Annotated in this window: 1 protein-coding gene; it reads right to left on the reverse strand. The window is 61.2% G+C overall.

The window, feature by feature from the left end:
• A partial coding sequence (locus IB213_RS18465) for an immunoglobulin-like domain-containing protein (protein ID WP_192408196.1) occupies positions 1–255 on the reverse strand: 255 nt, incomplete at both ends.

Here is a 255-nt window from a genome sequence, read left to right on the forward strand (position 1 = left end):
CCACGGTCACGTTTGTGCTGCCTTCGACGGCGCTGGTGCCCACCAAGGTCACCTTGACCGTGTCAGGCGTATCGGCCACCACCACGTCTGCCGTGGCTGTGGTGTCCAGATTTTCAAAGTTACCGCCACCGTTGGTGCCTGTAATGGTCAGTGTCTCGGTGGCGCCATCCTTGTAGACGTCGTCGCCCTGCACGGCAAACGCAGTCGATTGCACCACTGTGCCCGGCACATAGCCCACGCCAAACGTGATCGTGG

It is taken from the genome of Comamonas sp. CMM02 (genome assembly GCF_014851485.1).
In the GTDB taxonomy this organism is placed as follows: domain Bacteria; phylum Pseudomonadota; class Gammaproteobacteria; order Burkholderiales; family Burkholderiaceae_C; genus Comamonas; species Comamonas avium.